General features: G+C 36.6%; 21 protein-coding genes. 13 read left to right on the forward strand and 8 right to left on the reverse strand.

Translation table 11 applies throughout. From position 1 onward, the window contains the following. Positions 1 to 45: 45 nt before the first annotated feature. The gene (locus tag A3EE_RS0115490) at positions 46 to 378 is read left to right on the forward strand and encodes a DUF6984 family protein (RefSeq protein WP_018344354.1); all 333 of its coding nucleotides are present in this window, start codon (positions 46 to 48) and stop codon (positions 376 to 378) included. A 190-nt stretch (positions 379 to 568) separates the two neighbouring features. Here the strand turns inward: A3EE_RS0115490 and A3EE_RS0115495 are convergent, their stop codons facing one another. Together A3EE_RS0115495 and A3EE_RS0115500 are read right to left on the reverse strand one after the other, a co-directional pair. Next, on the reverse strand, positions 569 to 2761 hold the full coding sequence (locus tag A3EE_RS0115495) for a glycoside hydrolase family 9 protein (RefSeq protein ID WP_018344355.1): 2193 nt from the start codon (positions 2759 to 2761) through the stop codon (positions 569 to 571). 172 nt (positions 2762 to 2933) lie between these two features. Next, a complete protein-coding gene (locus A3EE_RS0115500; RefSeq protein WP_245553851.1) occupies positions 2934 to 3782 on the reverse strand; it encodes a type IX secretion system membrane protein PorP/SprF in 849 nt (282 codons plus the stop codon). Between the two features lie 115 nt (positions 3783 to 3897). Between A3EE_RS0115500 and A3EE_RS0115505 the strand changes: the two genes are divergently transcribed. From A3EE_RS0115505 to A3EE_RS0115515, 3 genes are read left to right on the forward strand one after another with little or no spacing between them, the layout of a single operon-like run. Beyond that, positions 3898 to 4476 carry an RNA polymerase sigma factor gene (locus A3EE_RS0115505; RefSeq protein WP_018344357.1) on the forward strand — a complete coding sequence of 193 codons (579 nt, stop codon included), beginning with the start codon at positions 3898 to 3900 and terminating at the stop codon, positions 4474 to 4476. Further along, positions 4476 to 5585 (forward strand): anti-sigma factor, encoded by a 1110-nt coding sequence (locus tag A3EE_RS0115510; RefSeq protein ID WP_018344358.1) that lies wholly within the window; start codon positions 4476 to 4478, stop codon positions 5583 to 5585. The genes A3EE_RS0115505 and A3EE_RS0115510 overlap by 1 nt, the downstream gene beginning before the upstream one ends. Beyond that, complete coding sequence (locus tag A3EE_RS0115515) at positions 5586 to 7202, forward strand: leucine-rich repeat domain-containing protein (protein ID WP_018344359.1); 1617 nt, start codon at positions 5586 to 5588, stop codon at positions 7200 to 7202. Between the two features lie 74 nt (positions 7203 to 7276). Here the strand turns inward: A3EE_RS0115515 and A3EE_RS0115520 are convergent, their stop codons facing one another. Further along, a complete protein-coding gene (locus A3EE_RS0115520; RefSeq protein WP_018344360.1) occupies positions 7277 to 8293 on the reverse strand; it encodes a bifunctional heptose 7-phosphate kinase/heptose 1-phosphate adenyltransferase in 1017 nt (338 codons plus the stop codon). Then, positions 8272 to 9483, reverse strand: a complete 1212-nt coding sequence (locus A3EE_RS0115525; RefSeq protein ID WP_018344361.1) for a pyridoxal phosphate-dependent aminotransferase — start codon at positions 9481 to 9483, stop codon at positions 8272 to 8274. The genes A3EE_RS0115520 and A3EE_RS0115525 overlap by 22 nt, the downstream gene beginning before the upstream one ends. 365 nt (positions 9484 to 9848) lie before the next feature. On the opposite strand from A3EE_RS0115525, the gene A3EE_RS0115530 reads away from it, so the two are divergent. From A3EE_RS0115530 to A3EE_RS0115555, 6 genes are all read left to right on the forward strand, one after another. After that, complete coding sequence (locus A3EE_RS0115530; protein ID WP_026209816.1) at positions 9849 to 10724, forward strand: ROK family protein; 876 nt, start codon at positions 9849 to 9851, stop codon at positions 10722 to 10724. 94 nt (positions 10725 to 10818) lie between these two features. Further along, the gene (locus A3EE_RS0115535; protein ID WP_018344363.1) at positions 10819 to 12381 is read left to right on the forward strand and encodes a hypothetical protein; all 1563 of its coding nucleotides are present in this window, start codon (positions 10819 to 10821) and stop codon (positions 12379 to 12381) included. A gap of 105 nt (positions 12382 to 12486) precedes the next feature. Beyond that, positions 12487 to 13110, forward strand: coding sequence for an LURP-one-related/scramblase family protein (locus tag A3EE_RS0115540; RefSeq protein ID WP_018344364.1), 624 nt, complete (start codon positions 12487 to 12489; stop codon positions 13108 to 13110). A 29-nt stretch (positions 13111 to 13139) separates the two neighbouring features. After that, complete coding sequence (locus A3EE_RS0115545) at positions 13140 to 13640, forward strand: META domain-containing protein (RefSeq protein ID WP_018344365.1); 501 nt, start codon at positions 13140 to 13142, stop codon at positions 13638 to 13640. 193 nt (positions 13641 to 13833) lie between these two features. Then, a complete protein-coding gene (locus tag A3EE_RS0115550) occupies positions 13834 to 14907 on the forward strand; it encodes an acyltransferase (RefSeq protein ID WP_018344366.1) in 1074 nt (357 codons plus the stop codon). A gap of 27 nt (positions 14908 to 14934) precedes the next feature. Beyond that, complete coding sequence (locus A3EE_RS0115555) at positions 14935 to 15444, forward strand: hypothetical protein (protein WP_018344367.1); 510 nt, start codon at positions 14935 to 14937, stop codon at positions 15442 to 15444. A gap of 54 nt (positions 15445 to 15498) precedes the next feature. Here the strand turns inward: A3EE_RS0115555 and A3EE_RS0115560 are convergent, their stop codons facing one another. Beyond that, complete coding sequence (locus A3EE_RS0115560) at positions 15499 to 16323, reverse strand: phosphodiester glycosidase family protein (RefSeq protein WP_018344368.1); 825 nt, start codon at positions 16321 to 16323, stop codon at positions 15499 to 15501. Between the two features lie 187 nt (positions 16324 to 16510). On the opposite strand from A3EE_RS0115560, the gene A3EE_RS0115565 reads away from it, so the two are divergent. The 3 genes from A3EE_RS0115565 to A3EE_RS0115575 all read left to right on the forward strand — a co-directional run bounded on the left by A3EE_RS0115565 (position 16511) and on the right by A3EE_RS0115575 (position 18167). Continuing rightward, entirely contained in the window at positions 16511 to 17317 is an 807-nt protein-coding gene (locus A3EE_RS0115565) for a hypothetical protein (RefSeq protein WP_018344369.1), read from the forward strand. A gap of 129 nt (positions 17318 to 17446) precedes the next feature. After that, positions 17447 to 17818, forward strand: coding sequence for an acyl-CoA thioesterase (locus A3EE_RS0115570; protein WP_018344370.1), 372 nt, complete (start codon positions 17447 to 17449; stop codon positions 17816 to 17818). A gap of 94 nt (positions 17819 to 17912) precedes the next feature. Then, the gene (locus A3EE_RS0115575; RefSeq protein ID WP_026209817.1) at positions 17913 to 18167 is read left to right on the forward strand and encodes a (2Fe-2S) ferredoxin domain-containing protein; all 255 of its coding nucleotides are present in this window, start codon (positions 17913 to 17915) and stop codon (positions 18165 to 18167) included. A 193-nt stretch (positions 18168 to 18360) separates the two neighbouring features. Here A3EE_RS0115575 and A3EE_RS0115580 read toward each other — a convergent pair whose 3' ends face one another. The 3 genes from A3EE_RS0115580 to abc-f form a co-directional block, all read right to left on the reverse strand. Beyond that, positions 18361 to 18888: a ferritin gene (locus A3EE_RS0115580; RefSeq protein ID WP_018344372.1), complete on the reverse strand. Its 528-nt coding sequence runs from the start codon at positions 18886 to 18888 to the stop codon at positions 18361 to 18363. 122 nt (positions 18889 to 19010) lie between these two features. After that, complete coding sequence (locus A3EE_RS0115585; RefSeq protein WP_018344373.1) at positions 19011 to 19346, reverse strand: hypothetical protein; 336 nt, start codon at positions 19344 to 19346, stop codon at positions 19011 to 19013. A 371-nt stretch (positions 19347 to 19717) separates the two neighbouring features. Further along, positions 19718 to 21583: a ribosomal protection-like ABC-F family protein gene (gene abc-f, locus A3EE_RS0115590; protein WP_018344374.1), complete on the reverse strand. Its 1866-nt coding sequence runs from the start codon at positions 21581 to 21583 to the stop codon at positions 19718 to 19720. Positions 21584 to 21794 lie beyond the last annotated feature (211 nt).

Below are 21794 nucleotides of genomic sequence, written 5' to 3' on the forward strand. Positions count from 1 at the left end.
GAATATTTTTTATAATTTGCAGTATAATTGAAATGAAAGTTAAGCATGAACATAAAACGAACGATTCGAGAAGAAGAAAAAGAGATTGTAAAATTTCTGTTAGTGAAAATAAATTCAAATGAAGCAGAATACCCCATTTCTGATACGGTTGAAGAGTACGAAGGAAGCCACATGGGCAGTATCAATTTGAATAATCCAAACACAGATCAATACGATAGCGATCTAATCCAGGCAGAATATACAGATGCAGATAAAATTCCTGTAGTACTTTCTCTTACTAAAGATAAAAATGGAAAGCTACTGGATCTGGATTTCTGGAAATCTGATTTTTCAGCATTGGTGAAATATCCGAAACCGGAAGAGTTGATGTTTGTTTAAAAAAGTGGGCAGTTGTCAGTGGTCAGTAAGAAATTGTTAATGCAATGTATGTGTTACACAGTAACGGTAAGAATATTCGTCAGACTACTTTTTTGCTGTCCGACGCATTGTTGATTTCATAAATAGATTAAATAAGAAAGGCCTTGAATGATCGATCATTCAAGGCCTTTCTTATTTATATCAGATATTTTTATTGAATTTTAACCACACGCTGTGTGAACACCAATCCTCCTTGGCTTACTTTAAGAATGTATACCCCATTCTCTAATGCACCGATTGAAATGGTTGAACTGTTCTGTATTTTTTTAGAAAGAACAACATTACCCACAACATTATATACGTCTACTTGAATTTCATCTGATACCGAAACCGATGCAGGGAAATCAATGCTTAATTGATCCTGTGTTGGATTTGGTTTTACATTCAGGCTCGGAGTGCTTTGTGAAGAAAGTACGCCTGTGGTGATCGATGTATTCTTAACATACTTTGATAACAAACGAATGTATGCAGTTTGATAACCCAAACTTGTTTCGGTTATCTGCCATGAGTTTAATGGCCAGCCTGAGTTAAAATCTTTATATGATTTTTGTTGAGGTTGTCCTTTGGGCGGAGTAAGAGACATGGATGTGCAAAGAGCTGTATTGCTAGTAGATCCGCAGTTTGAGTTGCAGCAATTGTCCCAGGCATAATTATTATTGGCACCTCCCATTAAAAAGCCCGGAGGAGGTCCGTATGTGGATGTTCCTACGCGATCCCATAATGTACTTCCATCTGCAAACCAGGTGTGATACATTTCATTTGCACTTTGCTCTGCGCCATATGTAGCCATGTTGGTAAGATATACAAGCTGCAGTGGATTTACTCCATGTATGTAATGCAGATATTCTTCAGATGCTTTTAAATAAAGATCGTTGTTACTTGCATTGTCAACAGTGTGCGCATTCAATTCCCAAAATAAATTTCCATAATTCGATTTATATTGGTTCGAACCCCAGTTGTAATCTTTTATAAATGATCTGTAGGGGTCGGATTGATTTGTAAGTGCATTTGCAAAATCGCCTGACTTATTAATTGCAGTTACCGTCTTTGTACGAATGTTATTTGCAATCGTAGTATTGATGCCTGGCAGTGATAGATAGTACATCAGCAAACTTTGGGACTCCAAAAAATACTGACTAATAGCACTGCTCCATGCTACTAAAGGCATGTCGGTGTAATTGCTTTCAAAGTATGTTAAATAGGTTGCTTGACCGGTCAGATCATATAAATAGAGAGCAGCACCTAACTTAGAAGTTTTTCTTCCGAGATCATCTGTTTCCTGATTACCTGCTGCAACAGTAGGGGAGCTCGTTGAATTATTGAATTGCACATTTGTATTTGCATTTGCCCAGGTCCACGCAGCAATGGCTTGTGTTTGTAGCGTTGCAGCGTATGCAGTATAAAGAGTAGGATTAGCCTGTTTGTATATTTTTGAAGCTAATGCAAACGCTTCGGCACATTTCAATGTAGCCTGTGTTGTGGCAGGTCCATATTTACTTTGTCCGGTTGCCGCAGATGGGGGAGTTCCACTTGCAGAGCCTAATACAGACAAGCATGATCCATCACTTTGCTGCATACGTAATAAATGATCTATACCCCATTTTACTTCATCAAGAATATCGGGTACTCCATTGCCTGATTCAGGAATATTAAAGTCGTCTGTAAATACCGTTGGGTTTTCTTGGTAGGCAGTTAATAATGTGATTACATAATTCGCTGTCCATGGAGTATATTTATTCAGATCACCGGCATCATACCAACCACCATGGAGATCTTTTTCGGTTGCAGCAGATGTTAAATTATTATACAAGCGTGCATTTTTATCCTGCAATGCACCTGTGTGACTTGCTGCATCTGTCCAGCCCGTTCCTGCATAAGGTGCCGCCTTTGCAAAACTCGAACGTTGATAATACAACATACGCATTGCAGCTTTTAATACGTTTTTATAAACTGTATCTGCAATTACAAATTCAGCCGAACGCACATTTTGTGTAACATCCTTCACATAATATTTTCCGGGAGTTGCATAAGAAGTAAAATCAAACCACCATGCTTTGTCGCCGGAGCTTACGTCTGTTGTACCACTTTTCCATTGAACAGGACTTGCTGTAAATACAGCAGCACTCGTAGTTGCATTGATCAATGCATAATTTGAACTGGGAGTAAATGCATCTGACGCATCGTAACCAGTTTGTGGATCTCTGATAACAGCGACTTTATTCGCTTCCGGTAAATAACCAAATTGGTCAACTACAATGTACGGACTGAAAGATTGCGCGGTGGAAAGCAGGCTGAGCATAGTGAATGCAGTACCTGCGGTAAGTTTGGTAATTAGTTTGATCATATTTTATAATTAAGGTATCTGTAAAGAGATTCGGGTGCTCCTTAAGAATATCTATACGGAGAAATATATTAATTGGATTTTATAAATTATTTATATGATAAAAATAGGTGTATTTATCTGTAAAAATCGAAAATGTGTACTATTATACGGGGTTTTGAATTAAATAAGGCAATCAATAAAACGAATAATTACCATTGAGTTCAACAGAGTCGGTCCAGGCGGGCAGCTTACTGAAAAAAGGAGTATTGTAAATAAAAGATAATAGGATGCTTTCTTTGCCCACATGAAGTTTAGCCGATACAATAAAACTTAAACTTTTATTGTATTTATAACAGCTTCCCATCGAAAAGACGTCTCTGTATTCCAGCATTCCAAAGACATTAATATCATCACTGTAGGTTGGTAAATATCTCCAGAGCATTCCGGATTTAAGATTTATAAAAGGGGAAAGTTTGAATGTATATTGAATGTAACTGTTATAGTATCGTTCGTATTTGACCGGTGCTGCAACAGGATTGACAATGGAATTTAAAAGTTGATTTACCGCAATTCCTGCTTCTATTTTTTTAAAATTCACAGACAAACCAATGGCAGCATCCGGAGCCATAGAGTTGCCATTGGCAGTAGAGGAAGGCGCTGTAAAGCCGGTTTGTGCAAAACCAATAGCCAAGCCGGATGAAAGGAACAAGTCCTCACCTAACTTTATTTTATATGCATAGTTTGCATATGCTCTTGTCCGGTGAATATAGGGGCCATCTTTTTCATTGTAAAAATACAACCGTATTACATGATTGTTCGGTTTTGTATAATTCAATACACGTGTAGCAGCAAAATTGAATGTAGATATTTTGTTTAATGCACCGGTACGTGTTTTGTATGCGAAATTCAGATCCATTTTTGTATCTGCAGGAACATAGGCCGGAGAGACCAGATACATATTATTAAAATAAGCACCAAACTGATCCGGATATACCGCATTGTTCTGCCCGAAAACAGGTAGATTCAAAAGCAGGATAAACAAAAAGAGGCAGTTTGTATAAATTAAATTCATTGATAGCCGTACACTTATCTCAAAAATATATTAATTTATTGAAATTTCGTTACTTATTTAATTCAGGAAGGTATTTTAAATTAGAGTGGACATACAGGACGAGAATAATATAGTTGCCTTGATAAAAAAAGGCAAAGACAGAGAGGTTGTGCCGCTTTTGTATAAAAAGGTGTATCCTCTTGTGGAACGTTTTATTGTTCGCAACTCCGGAAATAAGGAAGATGCTTCCGATATTTTTCAGGACGCGCTCTTGCTCTTTTATAAACAGATCATGCACAATCTATATGATGAAAAATATAAAGTGTATGGCTATCTATATAAAGTTTGTCTGCATAAGTGGATCAACAGAGCAAAAAAAAATAGTAAGATCTCTTTTGTAGATGAAATCGAATCGCTGGATATTCCGGTGTTTGAAGAATTTTCTGAAGAAATAATAGCCAATCCGGATGAAAATATCATTCGTAAACTGTTTAGTCCGATTGGCGAAAAATGCATTGAATTGTTAACCTTTACTACCTATACCAGCTTGCTGCTGGAAGATATTATGTTGCGGATGGAAATGAATTCTGTAAGTGCAGTGAAGATGCAGCTGAAACGTTGTAAAGAAAAATTGCTGAAACAGATCGATGAGAATCCGGCTTTAATAAATCAATTAAGAAGATAATGAGCTTTCAAGAAGAAATATTTGATAAAATTGAAGCTTATCTGAGCGGGGAACTGGATGCAGGTGAAAAGACTGCATTCGAGAATCAAGTCGCAGCAGACGATTTATTAAAGGCAGAGGTTGAGAAACATAAAGTTGCAAACGCCCTGATCATGGAGCAGCGCTTGCTCTCTGTCAAAAATATTTTTCAGGAAGAACGGATTAAAGATTCCGGTTCAAATGGTTTATCTAAACCATTTGGTTTTATTTTATTGGCTGTTGCTGCAATTGGGATTGGTACTTCTGTATATCTGTTGAATAAAAAGGACGATGTGATATCCTCTAAAAAAGATGAAAATCAAAGTAATCAAATTGTTTCAACAACAATAACTCCGGATAATAAAAACGTATCAGGGAATAAAGAATTAACTACGAAAGATGCCTCACAGTCTGTTGCAACAACAACTGACAATGGTTTTCATAAGCAGCAGATTCAGCAGATGGAAGAACAGTTGCGTGTAGATGAAAAAGGAACGTTGTATATCGATTCTTCTTCTATTCAAAAAACGGATGTACGTCCAGTTACACATGCTGTTAAAACTATAGATGAAATAAAAACCGCTCCAGACCCTTGTGCACATGTAACTATACAGGCAAACATTAAGCCGAGCCCTAGCTGCGATTATAAATCCACAGGTAATATTCTGGTGTCGAATATCAATGGAGGTACAAAACCATATTCGGTTTCTATATCTTCAAGCAGTGATGAATCGGTTGTAAATGGGGAGTTGGAGAAAGGTGTATATCAGGCTATCGTACGGGATGCAAATGGATGTACACATAAATATTCAAACATAGTTGTTGCTGAAAAAGATTGTCCGGTTGATTATTCATTCAATCCGTTTTATGGAGATGAAGAAATATATATTGGTCCAAGTGGTGTAGAAGGACAAATAGAAATATATGATAAAGCAGGCGTATTGTATTATCAGCGTGCGATTCATGCAATGGTAGCATTTAAATGGTCGGGAATGGGAAATGGCAATCAAATTATACCAGGTTATTATATCTTTGTGATTAACTATGCAGATGGAACTTCTAAAAGAGGTTCTATTACAATTGTTCAATAAATGAAAAAGTGGATCTTACATATTGTATTTATACTTATATCCTTTGCAGGGTATGGAAAATTAGTGCCTATACCGGATCCAGTATTTTTAACTTTTCTGAAAGGCAATTTTGGTACAGTAATGAATGGCGACAATCTTGATAGCAATCTTGCTGCTCAGATTACGAGCAATATTACCTGCACCACCACGGGTATCACAAATTTAGAAGGCATTCAATATTTTTCTAATGTAACAAAGATCAACTTCGCGAATAATACGATTGTTTCAATACCATCTTTATTACCAATGACTGCATTGGAAACAGTTCATCTGTATGGAAATCAGATTTCCGCGGCACCAGATTTTAGAGGTATGCTGAATTTGAAAACAGTATTGATGTATAGTAATCAATTAACACAAATGCCGCTGTTCGGTAACAATCCAATCATAGAGGAGATTATTATTTACAAAAATAACATCTCAAAAATTACAAGTCTGTCTGGTGTGCCTTCATTATTAAAATTGGATGTAGGGGAGAATCAATTAACAGAACTTCCGGATCTATCTGCAAATGTTAATCTGGATCAATTGATTTGCTGGTCTAATCAACTTACAACCTTACCTTCCTTAACAAAACTTACAAAGCTTACGCGTTTAAATGCAGGTAAAAATAAATTAACACAATTTCCCGATCTGTCAGCGAATACACAGCTTTCCATTTTTGCAATTGACAATAATTTATTGACATCTATTCCTGCAAATTTTATTGGGTCCCCCAATTTAACCAGCGTAAAAATATATAATAATTATTTTACGTTTAAAGATCTAGGTCCATATGCAGGTATATTAACTGCTTCAAATATATACACGTATACACCCATGCTTTCACCGGTAGGGGATACACTGGATGCGTATTATAATGAATCGGTAGCAGTGCATTCAAATGTTGACAATATAGTAGCAAACGTCACTTATACATGGTACGAAGGTACTACAAGTATTGCTGGTACTGGTACAACAGATGATGCTGTTACCATATCACAAACAAGTGGCAGCGGTGTTACGAAACGTTATGTGTATGCGCAGATTACGCATCCATCTCTCACAAGCTTAACGCTTACAACAGATACCTTTCTTGTTCGATTCAATCCATGTCCGGCCTGGTCCGATATTTCGTACAAAGCAAGCAAAACAGATTGCGGCAATTCAGGATCTCTTGACATCGAAGTGCAAGGATTCGTTGCTCCTGGTACTACATATGAATTAACAAGCACGTCATTTGGTACGACTGAATATTATAATGTAAATAAAATGACAGGCTTGATTGATACGGCATATAACTTACAGATCAATTTTTCTACTGCATGTATTGCCAATTATCCTCTACCTTTAGAAATGCCGGTTGTTGATTGCAACGAAGCATTCATGACGCCAAATAACGACGGCGATATGGATACCTATTTATTTACAGGTAAAGGCAGTCTGGTTATTTATGATAAATATGGAAAAGAAGTGAAGCGCGCAAATCTTCCGTATGAATGGGATGGATACGGTCAGCGCGGATTGGTGCAGCCTGGATATTATATTGTTATTATAAACGGAGGCAAAGAACAGATTCACATAAGCGTATTGTATTAATTAAATTGTTGTAAATAAAAAGGGTTGAATTCATTATTTGAATTCAACCCTTTTTATTTTATGAATGAATCAGACTAACTGATAATTTTTAATTTCTCCGCTTCCAGCTGCAACAATTTTTTATCGATCGGTACTACACCAACCTGCTCACATACCAATCCGCCTGAAAGGTTTGATAATGCTGCAAGTACAGATGGCTTCGTATGTGCAGCAGCACACAATGCAGCTACACTGATTACGGTATCACCCGCACCCGATACATCGGCAATTTCTCTATGATGTGCAGGGATGTGTAAGTGTTCGGATTTGTTGGTCCAGTAAACTCCTTTTTCTGATAAGGTGATCAACACACTGTCACAGGTTAACAAACGCATCAATTCCTGAACTGTTAGTTCAAGCTGTTTGCTGTCGTTTAAGTTGGCATCTGTTTTAACACCTTCTTTTAATTCTTTTCTGTTCGGCTTAAATAAGCTGCAGTTTTTATAATGTAAAAAGTTGCGTTTTTTTGGATCAACTACGGTTGGTATTCCTTTTGCATTTGCTTTATCGGTTACATACGCAATCAGTTCTTCGCTTAACACACCTTTGTCGTAATCTTCAAAAATAATAACATGTGCTTTATCAAGAAGTGAGTCAATGCGTGCTTTTAATAAGCTGAGTTCAGATGCATTTGTTATACGATCATCTTCTTGGTCTACACGCAGCATGTGGTGCGCATTGGAGATGATACGGTGTTTGATGGTTGTTACACGGTCTTTGCTTGAAACAATTCCTTCCGTTGGAAGATCATTGTCTTGCAGGATTTTAAAAAAGTCAGAACCATCTTTATCATCGCCTACTAAACCGCATAGCAAGGGAGTAGCGCCTAATGATTTAATGTTCAATGCTACGTTAGCGGCACCGCCTGGTCTGATTTCTCTTTTTTCTACATGAAGGATGGGTACAGGAGCTTCGGGTGAGATACGTTCTACTTTGCCCCATAAATAAGAATCGATCATCACATCGCCGATGATCAACACATTAAAAGTACGGAAGACCTTAAAAAGGTCTTCCGCTGTATGGTATTCAATTACTTTAGTTTTGCTAAGCATTCTTTAATGCGTTTGATTGCTTCAATGATGTTTTCGTCAGACGCTGCAAAAGAGATACGAATGTTATTTGGAGAACCAAATGAATCGCCGCCTACAGTAGAAACAAATACATCATTCAAGATAAACATAGATAAGTCGCTAGACGTTTTGATAACTTGTCCGTTAACAGATTTACCTAAGTACGCGCTCACATCCGGGAAGATGTAGAATGCACCTGCAGGTTTGTTGATTTTCAAACCCGGAATTTCTTTTAATAAACCAATGATCAAATCACGTCTTCTTAAGTACGCTTCTTTCATTTTCAATGGTGCAGATAAATCACCTTGTAAGGCAGCTAAGCCCGCACGTTGAGTGATAGAACATGTACCTGAAGTAACTTGTCCCTGAAGTTTTTCAGTTGCAGCAGCAATGTATTTTGGAGCAGCAATGTAACCCAATCTCCAGCCAGTCATTGCGAAGCCTTTAGAGAAACCGTTTACAGTTACTACCTGATCTTTGATTTCGTCGATAGAACCAAGACTGAAGTTTTTGCCTTCGAAGTTAATATATTCATAGATCTCATCTGCAATCGCTACGATCTGAGGATTCTTTTGTAACAATGCACCAATTTCACGTAATTCTTTTTCTGTGTATACAGAACCAGATGGATTACATGGAGAAGAATACATGATCGCACGTGTTTTTGATGTGATCGCTTTTTCAATCTCTGCAGCAGTTACTTTGAAATCGTTTTCGATTGTTCCTGTTAAAATAACAGATTTACCTTCTGCTAATTTTACCATTTCAGAATAACTAACCCAGTATGGCGCAAGGATGATAACTTCCTGACCTTTATCAACGATTGCCTGAATTACGTTTGCCAATGATTGTTTTGCACCTGTAGATACAACAATGTTTTCAGCTGTAACCTTGATGTTATTTTCTTTTACTAATTTTTCAGCAATTGCAGCACGTAGATCTGCGAAACCTGCAACCGGGCTATAGGAGTGGTATCCTTCGTCAATAGCTTTCTTAGCTGCATCCATAACATGCTGAGGAGTCTTGAAGTCTGGTTCTCCAACACTTAAGCTTATTACTTTATTGCCTTGAGAAGCCAGTTCTCTTGCCTTTTTTGTCATCGCTAAGGTTTCAGATTCTGCTAAAGAATTTACAACCGTTGAAAGCGTTTGAGGATTCGTAATTGTTGTCATGAGTTATGTTTAACTATTTTTTAAAGCGGTTGTAAAATTAATACATTTTGTTGGTTTATCTGCTAAGAACCACAGAAAGTTTTACCCCATTGTTTGAAGTGAGTATGTATTTAACTTTCTTAATTACAATATTTTAACTTTTATTTTCCTTGAATTATAAGGGCACTTTTCAGTAAATACCACAATATTGGCAGGAACACATAAAATTGAAATCAATTATAGATCCATTCGGTGAAAGCATATCCGAAACGGCTGATTCAAATTTGATTTCGCTTACATACAACGAATCCAAAATTCTACTATCTTGTCAAATAATTTTTAACCGAATAATCGTAAACAAAAGCGTTAACCGTCAGCCAACTTCAATGTTTAAAATAGGTATAGATCTAGGTGGAACGAAAATAGAAACCGTTATACTGAATTCCGAAGGGGCAGAAGTATATCGCAATCGTGTATTGACATTACAGGAACGTGGCTATGCAGCGATCATCAACACACTTGCAGAATGTTATTCGAACGCGGTAACAGTTATTGACAACAAGCCACATACATTTGGAATCGGTACACCAGGCTCTATTTCTCATAAAACAGGTCTGATGAAAAATTCCAACACACTTTGTTTGAATGGCAAGCCGATCCTCAAAGATCTGCAGCGTTTAATAAATCGTCCGGTTGCAATTGAAAACGATGCCAACTGTTTTGCGATGGCTGAAGCTGCTGTTGGTGCAGGCAAAGGGCATACAGTGGTTTTTGGTGTCATTATGGGCACGGGCTGTGGAGGAGGAGTTGTTATTCATAATAACGTATTAAATGGCTTACAATCGCTGGGCGGAGAATGGGGGCATATGACCATTGATCCGCAGGGACCGCAGTGTTATTGCGGAAAGAGAGGTTGTGTGGAAACGTATATTTCCGGAACCGGGATCTCGGATCGCTACTATGAATTAACAGGCAAACGCTTGCCCGCTATACATGTCTTAGAAGCTGAAACTGCAGAAGCATTACAGGTAAAAGAATTGTTTTTTGAACAATATGGACGTGCACTGTCAAATGTCATTTCAATAATTGATCCGGATATCGTTGTATTGGGCGGCGGTTTATCTAATTATTTGCCTTTATATGCAATAGGAGCGGAACGGGTAGGGAAATTTATTTTTGGCGCAGAATTGGATACGCCTATTGTGAAGAATAAAACGGGCGATAGTGCAGGTGTACTTGGAGCCGCATGGATTGGTATTTAGTTGTTTTAGAACCCAAATGGCATTTTTGCGGAATTATATCTTTAAACTTTGTTTATTCTTCATTAACTTGAACTTGTATTGAATGATCACTTTTATGAAAAAAATAGTTACCACTGCACTTTTACTCTGTTTGTCTTGGATTGCTTTTTCTCAGTCTATAGAGTTATCAAATGATTTTAGATTGGCAAGCCCCTATCACGAACCGGATGGTGCCAATGATGTAGTTCGGTTGAAAGACGGAGATTTTGTAACCATTGCAAAATTAAAAGGCGGAATTTCCGGCAAATCGGATTTTGCTATTGAACGCAATAATGGTTCGTCTTTTAAAGTAGTCTGGTCTACACTGATCAGTGTGTCTGCTTCAGAAGATTTTAAAGATTTATATTTTAATGGAAAAGATCTTGTATTGCTTTCTGTTATCCATCTTGAATTAGAAAAGAAGACACAATTAGTAGCTTATGGTTATGATGTGAAAACAGGTTCAATGATCTGGACAAAGGAACTGGAATCTTACACCATTGCCCCTTATATAGAAGTTGAACACAGAGGCTCAGTAAAAGAATCATTTATTGATGTGATCTGCGAACATACCAGTCCGAGTTTTGTAACACCGTTTGAATACAAGCACAATGTTCGTTTTTCTCCGGATGAAAGTAAGTTTGTTTCATATGTATTTGATTTTTCTCAGCACACACTTGTAGCCAGCGTAGCGGTTTATGATAATGCAGGAACTGTATTGAAAAAAGGTAAAGTTACGATTGATGCAGGGTATGTAAATCATGGCATCTTTGTAAACAACAGAGGTGAATTGTTTATTGTGAATGTAAATGGTTCCGGGAAAATAAATATCATCCGATTGAATTTAGATACGCATGAATTTCAAATTGTAGAAATCGCAGGATCCAATTATAAAAAAGATGAATTGATCACGCAGTTGATTAGCGATGATAAAGTTATTGTAGGTGCAGTAGAACTGTTTGAAGAAAAACTTGTAGGTGTAACGTATGCCATTGCTAATTTTGTTACACTGACATTAGATAAACATGTTACAGACAAATTTGATGCAGCTGTTTTTTCAAAAGTGTCAGAAGCAAGAAAGGCATTAAAATACAAAGGTGAAGAAAACTGGGTAGATTATGATTTGTCGCATATGTTTGTTTCAGAAACAGAAGGTGTAATTCTTGTTCTGGAAAAGAGATCGCTTTATGCAGATGGGTATCCGCACATTTCTCCAACAGCATTTGATAAGAAACATCAGGTTGAAGTAAACGGACATGTTCATGCAGAAGGCATCCTGTTATTTTCGTATGGAAAAGATGATGTACGCAAGTGGGTACAATACGTTGCTAAAAATCAAGTATATCCTTCTACCGATGGATTGAATACGATTTCATACGTAATCGACAATTCACATCATACAAACATCCGGATTATGTACGCTACTTCGGAGTCTATGGATGGATCGGTTACTACAATTAACCTAACTCATATTGATCGAGCTTCAGGAAAAGTTGTTGAACAATCAGTTTTGCCGAATGAGTCCAAATTGATGATCGTTCGTGATTATACGATGTGGGAAGAAAATGACAAATTAATTGTTGTAGGCCGCAAAGGAATAACCGGAAAGGCGAGTGCAATTGTTCGCTATAAATTATAATATAAATGGTATTCGTCGGACCGCTTTTTTGTAGTCCGATGAATAAACTATTTTTACTATATCTTTAATTAAATGAATTACTTTTAACAAACTGTTTTTAAATATATGTCACAAACAACTCAATCGGTAAGCGAAGACGTAGCTGTTTTTTTTCAATCAAATAATTATTTTATTGATGAAAAAGTAAACATGTTCAAATTCGAAAATGCCTACAATATCTATAATGAAACAGGTGATCACATCGGCGCAGTAACTCAGCGTTTGTCTACCGGTGAAAAATTGCTTCGCCTTCTTTTAGATAAAAAAATGCTTCCATTTAAATTGGTTGTGCAGAGTCATAATGGCAATGTACTTACTACCATACAACGTGGATGGACTTTCTGGATGTCTAAAATTGAAGTATTGAATTCGGATAATGAAGTAATCGGATATGTAAAACAAAAGTTTAAATTTTTTAAACCTGAATTTCAGATCTTAAATTCTTCGGAGCAATTGATCGGTACAATCACAGGCGATTGGAAAGCATGGAACTTCGATATCAAAGATGCGTCGCAAAAGCAGGTTGGTACGGTAAGTAAAAAATGGGCTGGGGCTGTGAAAGAAATTTTCACTACGGCAGATAAATACAACGTTGCCATTGACCCTGCATTTTCATCATCTCTTGAACACAAACAAGCAATTGTATCGTGTGCAATTACAATCGATATGGTTTTAAAAGAAAGCAAATAAATAATCCTTCAATCAAATAATTTTAGTTTATGAAAAAGTTAATCGTATTTTCTACTGCCTTAGCACTAATTTTTGCTTCGTGTAATACATCTAAATCACCAAGTACATCTACAGCAAAAAATGTAGATCAAGCTTCCGTTCCGGTAACATCCAACACATCTGCAGAAGAATCTGATCTTGGTGGTACATGGGAATTGGTTTCCACGATCAGTGAACCTACTCCTTTTAAAGACCTGTATCCATCTGTAAAGCCAACCATTGCATTTGATGCAAGACCAAAACAAGTATCCGGTACCACAAGCTGCAATACCTATACAGGCTCTTATAGTTTAGATGGCAAAACAATTTCATTCGGAAATGGATTTGCATTGACTAAAATGGCGTGCCCGGGTAACGGCGAATCAGTATTTATTGATCGCATCCGTAAAGTGAATAAATTCTTTATCAAAGATCAAACAACATTGATGCTTTTACAGGACGATGTTGCTTTGTTGGAGTTTAAGAAAATATTAGGTCCAAAAAGTTATTAATAATAACATAGTTTATTTTAAGGTCTTTTATATTGCATGAACATGATCCTTAAAATCAATTGAACGTATAAAAAAGAAAAGGCTTTTGGTTTTAAAATCAAAAGCCTTTCTTTTTTTGATAACCGAACCATACGATCGTTGGAGTTAATCAAATGTCTTCAATGTTATATATAGGAAATGGATCAACTGCAATATGACGGAAACAAAAAAAGATTGGTTTTTATCACACCTGCATAGTTTCAGAGCTTTTGCGATTATATGTATTGTTTCCGGGCATGCAGTATCTGCAATGTATGCAGCGGTTTATCGCAGGTATAATTGGTCGGATCCGATACTCATTGTAAATGAATTAATTTTCAATCACTGTACATTATATTTCGCGCTAATTTCCGGCTTGTTGTTTTCGGCTATTCTAAGCGAAAAAGGTTATAAAAAAATTTATACCGGCAGGATCTTATATGTTTTTCTGCCTTATTTATTTTTTACACTTTTATATAGTTTTGTAAAATTTCATCCGTACAATCTTATTTATGTTGATGCAAACCGAATAGATCTTGATTATCAAAATCTTTTTACGAATCTCATGTTTGGAGGTGCAAATTTTGTATTGTGGTATATGCCTGTTTTGTTCGGCTTATATCTACTCACTCCGCTTTTTAATTTGTTATTTAAAAAGCGAGCAAACATAGTTATCTGGATCATTATATTATTTCCATTAATCAGCTCTTCTATAAAAATTCCATTTATATATGGAGTGGTCATGAGTAAAATAATTTATTTTTCCGGAGCATATGTGTTTGGAATGTATGTGGGTACTAATATGGAAGCCTGTTTGGACTGGATGAAAAAAAACATGAGCTACATTTTACTAATTGCTGGAATAAGCACTGTTGTATTGTGGTTTCTACATGATTATGGGATCAATAAGGTCAAAGGTATTTATGTGCAGGATGCTGTTTATTACATTCAAAAAAATTGTTTGGCTGTTGCACTGATTGTGTTCTTCAAGAGTTTCGGAGAAAAACAGCCTGTCTGGTTAATGAAAGTTGCGGCCTATTCAACTCCGATTTATTTTATACATGGCGCAATTGTGTTTAGTTGCGCTTCCCTGTTTTTATTTATTGGCACAGATAGAACGTATGCTTCTGTATGCATTGTGGGAGGCGCAATTTTGTTATCGCTTTTTACAATTATCTTAAGTATGTTGATTGCCGCTATTATTAAAAAGGTATTCGGTAAAACATCCCGGATGATCATTGGTGCGTGATATTAAAGTTTAATCAATCAATAATATATGAAGCTTCCTAAAGATTTTAAGGTATTTATTACTGCAGATAAAAGCGTGCATGTTATTCTGAATAACTATGACGGTAATTTTTTATCCTTTTTAATTATTGTTTGTGCTGCACCTTTGTTTATAGCTACAGTACTTCTGGCTTTAAATATGAATATCCTTTTTCTTATTACATTCATTTTGTTGGCTGCAGTAATTTATTGGTGTGTGTATCATTACAAAGACAGGACAAAATTCATTTTTACTAAAGAAGAATTTATTGTTATTGAAGGGATGTATCAAATAGAAACCTGTCGTGTGAGATATAAGGATATTATACGTACAGAAAAAATTGTTATAGCCGGTTCTAGCTATCAAGGTTCCAGGACAGGAAGTACGACTATTAATCATCCCAATTATGAATTATATCTTCATACAAATGATGAACGTTTACTTGTTACCAAACATGTTGGTCCCAATGGACAAGCATATCTTGATCATCTGATCCATGAACGGATGGCAGCACGTTGAAACAGCTGATTCAATAAATAGAGTTTAAATTTTTATGAAGCAGAATCAAGTTTGTTACTTTCGTTTAATTCCAATCACATTAGGTATTTCCCAGTATACAGTGTTGTTGTCGTTTTCATTAAAACCTGTTTCATAGCTTCCCATTTTCTGAACCATTTTTTTTGGATGATTTAAATAGAACGATGCTTCAGGTCCACCTTCCAGGTACATCAAACGCTTGATATGTAAGTCCGAATGTAAAAGCATGTTTGTATAATCTAATACTTTATAGGGTGAACGGCAGAAGATAAATAAAATATTTCCTGAAACATCTTCTCCCAAAAGAACCATGCTCCATTTCTTTTCAGAAGCCTGCCACGTAGCTTTGCCTTCACAGTTTACCATACGTATTCCCTGACTGAATGAAGTGTAGTTGCTTTTTGCAGCAGCCCAATCTTCACATGTTAGATCTATAAGTGTTGCTTTGGGTTTGGATGTATCTTTAGAGTTGAATGCAAAAGCGGTTTTATAACTTGAATTTAATGATGGGTTATTGATATAACTTCCGTTTTTCATATAGCCTGTACCGGTTTGGAAATTCCCTTCCAGCTTAAACATACCGGCATTCACTGCTGCGATTAGATTATTCTCTTTACAGATCTGATCTATCTTTTTATTTCCGGTTTTTTTCTGCTCCATGCATTGAAGTTCAAAAGCAAAATACTTCGGATTAATTTTTAATACATCAATTCTTGAATCCGCACAAATCGATTTTACAGGAGCTTCCATCGATGTATAATCCAGACCGGTTTCGAGATTCTGCCATTCAATAATTTGCTTTTCAGAAGATGTTGCAGAGATGCAAATCAAGGAAAGGAGGATAAAGTAAGCGTTTTTCATACAATGTGTTTGGTACATAATGGCGAGGTTCGAAAAAGTTACATTAAAAAATCAATAATCTTTTTAATGGATAGATAGGTTTTTAGGCAATTTTCCTTGCAGCCTTCGTGATTTATTTTTCATATAATCTGTATCTTTTGGTGTAATTTTCATTATTGTGGTATCAATCTACTAAACGATACGTGGTATGTCAAAATACTTAATTGTAAATCGGAAAATTAATTTTGCTTTATTTTTACTTATAGTGAGTACAATACTTTTTTCCTGCACGGATAAAAAAGAATACAATATGGAGCTGACATTTCAGCGGGAAATGACGGCTCAATCGTTATATGAAAATGATCGGATTGTGATTCGTATTGAAAAGGAGATAGTAGATAATGGCAGACGTCCAATAGAAGTTGCGATTCTTGATCATGTGCAGCATATTACAAATGTTCGGAATAAATATATTGATTCGATGAAGCGTGTTGATGTATTAATGGAGAATATAAAACCAATTGTACAACTGGCTGCTAATGAAGATAAGAATACACTCGCATTATTGAATTTTTATCAAAAGGCATTAGAAGAGAAAAACGATTCGCTTATTTTTCAGAAGCTTATAAATGTGTATTTAATTCTTGAAAAGAAAGCGTTAAATGACGAGTTGATCAAAGTTTCGGGATCCTGCCATTGGGGATTCCCGGCACCTCATGTGATTAAAACAACAGATACTGTTTCCGCAGGGCAATCGTATGAATTTACAGTAGTGCCTGATAGGTATGATCATAATGAGACCTATACAAACGACGATTGTCAGATTACTGTATTCAGGAATGATGTACCGGTAGAAATAAAGCCTGTAATCAATAAAAAAGGTTTTTTATATACGATTGCATTTACTCCTGCAGAAACCGGTACATATAAAGTCAAAGGATTATTTACACAACGTTCGTATCATCATTCCTATGTTTTTATGAATGTATTTACAGATAGCTTTGTAGTAAAGTAAGAGGGGATAGTACTTTATACTTTTCGATTATTGGTGTGGTGGTTGGCGTAAACTGCAAACCACTTACAATAACCTGCTCAAAGAGTATTAAAATCCAAGGGAATTGAATATCTTCATTAAAAAATATATATGATTTTCAATACAAGACAATGGGTGAAGCCCGAAGATCTGAATCCCAACGGAAGTTTGTTCGGTGGTAAATTGTTAGCCTGGATCGATGAAGAATTAGCCTTGTTTGCTATTGTTGAATTAAACAATCCGCGGATTGTTACAAAGTTCTTATCTGAAATTGATTTCAAAAGTTCGGCGAAGCAAGGCGATATTATCGAGATCGGAATTGATATTGTAAAATTCGGAAGAACATCTATTACGCTGACCTGTGAAGCACGAAACATCATGACAAAGGAAATTATTCTTTCGATTGCTAAAATAACAATGGTAAGTCTGGATGAAAATGGTGTGCCGACTCCGCATGGTAAGACTGCACACCAAGGCGTTTGATAAAGATCTTTCGTCAGACCACTTTTTTTGTGGTCCGACGAATTGTAGTTCTCTAACAAAACGATAACAATTAAAAAGATAAAAACCTTTAGCTATGTCTATACACTTTCCCGAAAAATCTATTTTTATGTGCGATGGCAGCAAATGCGGGCGACATAAGGAAGTGCGTAGATACATTAAAGATGCCATTAAAGAACATCACGCAAAAGACAGAATAGAGATCTTTAAAATGGAATGTTCCGATCGTTGCAAACATGCACCTGTGATGTTTGTACAGCCAACGAATCAATGGCATTCGGATGTGACGATTGAGGATGCTGAAAAAATTGTAAAGGATCTGCTGTTATAGAAATGCTTGGTTCTGATTGGTCAGACCACTGAGCAAGCAAACAATTGGTCAGACCACTTAGATTCGCTCAAATCTATTGATTTAATGTACTCGAGTGGTCAGACCAATAATCCGAGAGCAATCATGGTACATAAAAAATCCCGTCACACTAATTAGCGTAACGGGATTTTTAATTTTTTATCAGAGTCGTGGCTTATTCTTTACCACCGATCTTAGCGATCTCTTTATCAAGTAAGAATTTACCCGCAGAACTATTTACATCAATAACTTCGAATAATTCTAATGCTCTTCTTGCATTTTCTTCTTCTTCACGTTGTTCTTTTACAAACCACATGATGAATTCTTCTGTAGCAAAATCGCTTACTTCGCGGCATTTCGCTACGATCTTGTTGATCGAAAGAGATACAGCAATTTCACTTTGCAACGCTGTTTCAAATACGCTTTTCAGATCGCTGTATTCCTGTGTTACTTCACCAATAACAGGAGTGATCGCTGTTCCGCCTACATCGTTGATGTATTTGAAGATCTTAAGGAAATGTGTACGTTCTTCTTCTGCTTGTCCGTATAGATAGTCAGAAGATTGTTTGTAGCCATTTCTTTCAAGCCATGAAGCCATAGCCAAATATTTATTTGAAGCTTCGGCTTCCATTTTACACTGTGCGTTCAAGATAATTTCGATCTCTTCTTTTAAAGAAGTACGAAGTCTAACTAAATCTTTCATCTTAGTTCTAAGTTAAAATTCAACACTGATTGTATTGTATATACAAGTATACTAACAATATTGATTTTAAGTTCAATATTGCTGATAACCAACAGGAATTTGTAACAAATCTAAATTAGAAACTAGCGTATTACAAGTGTGCCAAGCGTTTCGTGCAGAACAGAATTAAGTTCTAAAGAGAATTTTGTACCGTCCAATAAGTCACGAAGCTGAACGATTTCACACAACGTAAGCTTTTGTGCAATTCCGCTTTTAGGCGACTCGATCCATTCAAAATCGTAATCATCTGAAAGGTTAAAAATCATTTCGTGAATGTTTATTGTCTTAACAGTACGACGGAAAATAAAAAAATCTTTGATCTTAAACGAAGCACTGATATCGCCAAATTGCAAACAGATACGGTCTGTAACATCGCATTGGAAAGTAGTTCCTTTGCTTGTTTTGTATAATTCTGTCATTTGGGCATTAAAATGGTTCGTCATGATGATTTGGATCGTTTTCTTATGTAAAAATAACAAGAAATGTACTGAATACCTATACTTATTTATTATTAGTCTAAATAAGTATAGTGAGGTGTATTTATTTGAAAATAAGTATTTTAAAGGTGTTTTGAGAAACTTTTAGGTGGTATTAAAACGAATAATTAGCGCTCATTGCGGTTAAAATAAACCTAAAACAAAAGGCCGGTCTTTAAATCAGCCTTTCTTAAAAATTTCTCATTCGTCAGACCACTTTTTTGTGGTCCGACGAATTGACAATAAATAACAAAAGGCCAGTCTCTCAACCGGCCTTCTATCTTAAAACTTAAAACGTATTACTTAAAACCTAATTAATTCTTCTCAGACAACTCCAGCCATCTTAGCGTTTTATTCTCTAATTGATTCTCCAACTGTTCCAGTTCCTTCGACCATTGTGCAATGTTTGCTCCTGAATCCGGTGTAGAAAGCTTTTCGATCAATTCGGTTTTCTTTGCTTCACTCGCTTCGATTTCTTTTTCAAGATCTTCAAACTCCTTTTGTTCTTTGAAAGAACGCTTGGTAGATAGCTTCGATTCTTTCTGCGCCGCTACTTTCGCCGCCTCTTTTACTTCAGGCTTGCGCGACGTTTCAATCGCTTCTTCCACTTCGTAACGGTAATCGGTATAGTTGCCATTGTATTCACGCATGACACCTTCGCCCTCAAAAATCAGCAAGTGATCAACCAACTTATCCATGAAGTAACGATCGTGAGAAACGATGATCAGACAGCCTTTGTAGTTCTCTAAATAATCTTCCAATACACTTAATGTAGAAAGATCCATATCGTTGGTAGGCTCATCTAAGATTAAGAAGTTCGGCTGACGAACTAAGATGGTAAGCAAGTGCAAACGTTTTTTCTCACCACCACTTAACTTTTCAATAAATTCATATTGACGGGAAGGTTCAAACAGGAAACGTTTCAACAGCATGGATGCCGTTAAGTCTTCGCCGTTACCGGTCTGGAACTGTTCTGCAATTTCTGTTACCAGTTCAATTACTTTTTGTCTTGGTTTAAATGTTAAGCCTTTCTGCGTATAATAACCTAAGTGAATGGTTTCACCTGTAATGATCTCTCCGGAGTCGGGCTGTATCGCACGGTTGATCAGCTGCAGCAAAGTTGTTTTACCGCTGCCGTTTTTACCAATGATCCCAAGCTTTTCATTTTTTCTAAAAATGTAATTGAAATCAGTAAGAATTTTTTTCTCGCCGAATGCTTTGTTTACATGATGCAGCTCAAGGATCTTATTTCCCATTCTTCGGCTGCTGAAATCCAATTGTACATCACCTTGTCCGGCTTCTTTCAATTGATCTCTGTTGCCTTCCATCGAGTGAAATGCTTCGATTCTGTATTTTGCTTTTGTGCCACGCGCCTTTGGCTGACGACGCATCCATTCAGCTTCCTTGCGCAAGGTGTTCGTTACTTTTTCTAAGGATGCTGTACGGATCAATTCCTCTTCCGCTTTGCGATCTAAATATTCCGGATACTTGGTGCGGTACATTTGAATTTTACCACCTTCCAATTCAAGAATTCCATTCGCTACTTCATCTAAGAAATATCTATCGTGGGTAATAAATAATAATGTCTGTTGTGAAGCTTTCAATAATTCTTCCAGCCATTCGATCATGTCCAGATCCAAATGGTTGGTAGGCTCATCCATCAACAATACATCCGGTTCCTGTAACAATACACGTGCTAATGCAACACGACGTTGTTGTCCGCCCGAAAGATTTTGCACTTCCAGATTTGAATCCTGTAAACCTAATTTTGAAAGAATGCGTTTTGCTTTGTCTTCAAACTCCCACGCCTGTAAGGCATCCATCATCGTGATGGCTTTTTCCATGTCGTCGCTGTCAAGCGTCTCCATAGATTTTTCGTAGAGCATGATCGCGTCGCAAATATCTTTACGACTTTCAAGCGCAACTTCTATAATTTTTTTGCCCGTAGGTAAAATCGGATCCTGTTCTAAATATCCAACCGTAGCACTTTTATGAATGGCAATCACACCCGCATCTGCATGCTCAATGCCCATCACGATTTTAAGCAGAGTTGATTTGCCTGCGCCGTTTCTACCAACGATGGCAACTTTTTCACCCTTACTTAAGCCAAGCGTAACGCTATCAATAAGTTTTTTATCTGTAAATGTTTTAGAAAGATTGTCAATGGAAAGGATATTCATAATTAGTAAACAGTGGTCAGTATTCAGTTGTCAGTAGCTCTGGCGCCAGTCTTAGCGATAGCGGGACTGGTGCCGTTTATTTTGTAGTCTTTGACTACGTTTTGTTTTTAATAATATATGCAGTCAAAGACTGCCGAATGTTAAGCACTAGTCCCGCTGCGCTAAGACTAGCGCTAGGAAAGATCAGTAAACAGTGGTCAGTAGTCAGTAT

This window comes from Cytophaga aurantiaca DSM 3654, from assembly GCF_000379725.1.
Taxonomy (GTDB): domain Bacteria; phylum Bacteroidota; class Bacteroidia; order Cytophagales; family Cytophagaceae; genus Cytophaga; species Cytophaga aurantiaca.

Coding starts and splice junctions, on each gene's coding strand:
- A3EE_RS0115540 (WP_018344364.1), top strand. CDS start 12,487: ATGTCACAAACAACTCAATCGGTAAGCGAAGACGTAGCTGTTTTTTTT.
- A3EE_RS0115495 (WP_018344355.1), bottom strand. CDS start 2,761: ATGATCAAACTAATTACCAAACTTACCGCAGGTACTGCATTCACTATG.
- A3EE_RS0115510 (WP_018344358.1), top strand. CDS start 4,476: ATGAGCTTTCAAGAAGAAATATTTGATAAAATTGAAGCTTATCTGAGC.
- A3EE_RS0115515 (WP_018344359.1), top strand. CDS start 5,586: ATGAAAAAGTGGATCTTACATATTGTATTTATACTTATATCCTTTGCA.
- A3EE_RS0115490 (WP_018344354.1), top strand. CDS start 46: ATGAACATAAAACGAACGATTCGAGAAGAAGAAAAAGAGATTGTAAAA.
- A3EE_RS0115545 (WP_018344365.1), top strand. CDS start 13,140: ATGAAAAAGTTAATCGTATTTTCTACTGCCTTAGCACTAATTTTTGCT.
- A3EE_RS0115535 (WP_018344363.1), top strand. CDS start 10,819: ATGAAAAAAATAGTTACCACTGCACTTTTACTCTGTTTGTCTTGGATT.
- A3EE_RS0115585 (WP_018344373.1), bottom strand. CDS start 19,346: ATGACAGAATTATACAAAACAAGCAAAGGAACTACTTTCCAATGCGAT.
- A3EE_RS0115525 (WP_018344361.1), bottom strand. CDS start 9,483: ATGACAACAATTACGAATCCTCAAACGCTTTCAACGGTTGTAAATTCT.
- A3EE_RS0115550 (WP_018344366.1), top strand. CDS start 13,834: ATGACGGAAACAAAAAAAGATTGGTTTTTATCACACCTGCATAGTTTC.
- A3EE_RS0115580 (WP_018344372.1), bottom strand. CDS start 18,888: ATGAAAGATTTAGTTAGACTTCGTACTTCTTTAAAAGAAGAGATCGAA.
- abc-f (WP_018344374.1), bottom strand. CDS start 21,583: ATGAATATCCTTTCCATTGACAATCTTTCTAAAACATTTACAGATAAA.
- A3EE_RS0115570 (WP_018344370.1), top strand. CDS start 17,447: ATGATTTTCAATACAAGACAATGGGTGAAGCCCGAAGATCTGAATCCC.
- A3EE_RS0115575 (WP_026209817.1), top strand. CDS start 17,913: ATGTCTATACACTTTCCCGAAAAATCTATTTTTATGTGCGATGGCAGC.
- A3EE_RS0115555 (WP_018344367.1), top strand. CDS start 14,935: ATGAAGCTTCCTAAAGATTTTAAGGTATTTATTACTGCAGATAAAAGC.
- A3EE_RS0115560 (WP_018344368.1), bottom strand. CDS start 16,323: ATGAAAAACGCTTACTTTATCCTCCTTTCCTTGATTTGCATCTCTGCA.
- A3EE_RS0115530 (WP_026209816.1), top strand. CDS start 9,849: ATGTTTAAAATAGGTATAGATCTAGGTGGAACGAAAATAGAAACCGTT.
- A3EE_RS0115520 (WP_018344360.1), bottom strand. CDS start 8,293: ATGCTTAGCAAAACTAAAGTAATTGAATACCATACAGCGGAAGACCTT.
- A3EE_RS0115565 (WP_018344369.1), top strand. CDS start 16,511: ATGTCAAAATACTTAATTGTAAATCGGAAAATTAATTTTGCTTTATTT.